General features: G+C 73.3%; 2 protein-coding genes. One reads left to right on the forward strand and one right to left on the reverse strand.

What is annotated here, in order from left to right; all coding sequences use genetic code 11:
• The first annotated feature begins 106 nt into the window (after nucleotides 1-106).
• On the forward strand, nucleotides 107-736 hold the full coding sequence (locus ADK54_RS11335) for a TetR/AcrR family transcriptional regulator (protein ID WP_053725452.1): 630 nt from the start codon (nucleotides 107-109) through the stop codon (nucleotides 734-736).
• Nucleotides 737-885: 149 nt separating this feature from the next.
• On the opposite strand, the gene ADK54_RS11340 is transcribed toward ADK54_RS11335, so the two are convergent.
• Nucleotides 886-2,028, reverse strand: a complete 1,143-nt coding sequence (locus tag ADK54_RS11340) for an ADP-ribosylglycohydrolase family protein (RefSeq protein WP_078966306.1) — start codon at nucleotides 2,026-2,028, stop codon at nucleotides 886-888.
• Between the last annotated feature and the right edge of the window lie 169 nt (nucleotides 2,029-2,197).

The raw sequence follows: 2,197 nt of genomic DNA on the forward strand, positions 1-2,197 counted from the left end.
GGGGGGGGGGGGGGGGGGGGGGGGGGGGGGGCCCCTCCCCCCTCCCGTGGGGGGTGGAAAACGTCGCCCCGGGCCCTCCTCAGCTGCGTGTGCGACGATCGGATTTATGAGTGTCACAACGGGGCGAAGGGTCGGGCGGCCGCGGGCTGTGCAGCGGCCGGACAGTGGGCTGGCCGCACGGGATGAACTGCTGTGCGCGGCCGCCGAGTTGTTCACACTGCACGGATACGCGGCGACCACGACCCGGGCGGTGGCGGACCGGGTGGGGCTTCGGCAGGCCACGATGTACCACTACTTCTCCGGCAAGGAGGACCTGCTCGCCGAGCTGCTGGAGTCGACGGTCACCCCCTCCCTGGAGCTCGCGCGACGGCTCCTCGGGGATGCCTCGCGCAGCGCCGAGGACCGGCTGCGTGAACTGTGCCGCTCGGACGTGGAGCTGCTGTGCGGCGGTGCGTACAACCTGGGGGCGCTCTATCTGCTCCCCGAGGTGCGCGCCGAGCGCTTCGCCGTGTTCCACCGGAACCGCGCCGAGCTGAAGGCCGCGTACGGGGAATTGCTCGCCGGGACCGAGGCTTGCGCCGGCCTGGGCGCGGATGTGCTGGCGCTGCGTACGGATTTGGTGTTCGGCCTGATCGAGGGCGTCATCCTGATCCACCGCTCGGCGCCGGGCCGCGATGTCGCCGTCTTCGCCGCGGCCACCGCTGATGCCGCGCTGCGTATCGCGGGTGCGCGCTGACCCCGGGCTGATTTCCGGATGTGGCCAAAGCGGGTCGGCGCCCGGCCGCGGGCCGTCTCACCGGCCCGCCGGACGTGGCGTACCGCCGCTTCGTAGGGACCAGTGGTCGCCGCCGGCACCAGCACCCCGGGATGTTCCGCTACGGGTTCTCAGTCCGGCGCATGACCCGTCGCACCTGAATCCGAGCCCGAGCCCGAGCCCGAGCCCGAGCCCGAGCCCGAGCCCGAGCCCGAGCCCGAGCCCGAAGCCGAATTCGGACCAGAACCAGAACCAGAACCCTGAGCCGCCCCCGCCCCCGATCGGGCGCCCGCACCCGCTCCCACGCTCAACTCCCTTGCCAGCACGCCCAGTTCAGCCACCCCCAGGACCCGGTCGCCGAATCCCGGCAGGGGGACGTGCAGTGGGGTCGTCCAGCGGGCCGGGATGGATCGTAGGCCGTAGTGGGCGCCGGCCAGGCCGCCGGTCACCGCCGCGACCGTGTCCGTGTCGCCGCCCAGGTCGATCGCCGCGCCGAGCGCCCGCTCGAACGAGTCGGTCGTGCGCAGGGCCCACACGGCGGAGCCGAGGCAGGGCCAGACCGCGCCGTTGAACTCCGTCGCGTCGTCGGGATGCCAGTCGGGTGCCAGGACCGTCGACCAGCGGGCGCGGTGGTCGGGGTGGACGGCGGCCAGCGCGTTCGGCACGGCCGACAGCGGATCGGCGCCGGTCAGCGCGGCGCGTATCAGGTCGTGATAGATCGCCGTGCCCTCCCAGGCGGCCCGGTCTCCGTGGGTGAGCGCGGCGATGCGGCGGGCCGCGGCCATCGTCGCCTCGCGCCCGGCGTCCGCGAAGTACACGGCAGCGGTGGTGGCCCGCATCAGTGAACCGTTGCCCGCCGCACGGCGGTTGACCTGGAAGTGGAGTGCGGCCGCGAGGTCCCAGGGCTCGCCGTTCGTCAGGACGTCCTCGGTCTGGAGCCCGATATCCTTCGGGTCGGAGACCGCCCAGCGCTGGAACCGCCGGAAGATGTCGGCAGGTTCGAGGCCGCCGCGTTCCAGCAGCGAATCGGCGACCAGCACAGCCATCTGCGTATCGTCGGTGGCCTCACCCGGATCCCAGCCGCCGCCCCCGCACATCGCGCCGACGCCGTCGGGGAACCGCCCCGAATACATCCCGGGCGGCCCGAACTCGAAGGGCGCCCCCAGCGCATCGCCCACCGCCGAGCCGACCACGGCCCCCGTCGCTCGGTCCGTCCGGCGCGCGGGCCCGCCCTCGCCGAAGCGGACCAGGTTCTGGTGATCTTCGATGCCCATGCCCATGCTCGCCACGCTAGTCAATCGCCGTACGGCGCTGCGAACGGATTCCCCGGCGGAGCTCGTCCGGCTCCAGAACTCGCGATACCCGCTACGGCGAGTACGACGACCCCGGACTGGAGGCCGCCCGCGAGGAAGTGGCGGCGCTGATCGAGCGCCGGGGCCGGCG

The organism is Streptomyces sp. WM6378 (assembly GCF_001279695.1).
In the GTDB taxonomy this organism is placed as follows: domain Bacteria; phylum Actinomycetota; class Actinomycetes; order Streptomycetales; family Streptomycetaceae; genus Streptomyces.

Bases quoted from the DNA above. Each gene is read 5' to 3' on its own strand.
- ADK54_RS11335 (WP_053725452.1), top strand. From the start codon at position 107: ATGAGTGTCACAACGGGGCGAAGGGTCGGGCGGCCGCGGGCTGTGCAG.
- ADK54_RS11340 (WP_078966306.1), bottom strand. From the start codon at position 2,028: ATGGGCATCGAAGATCACCAGAACCTGGTCCGCTTCGGCGAGGGCGGG.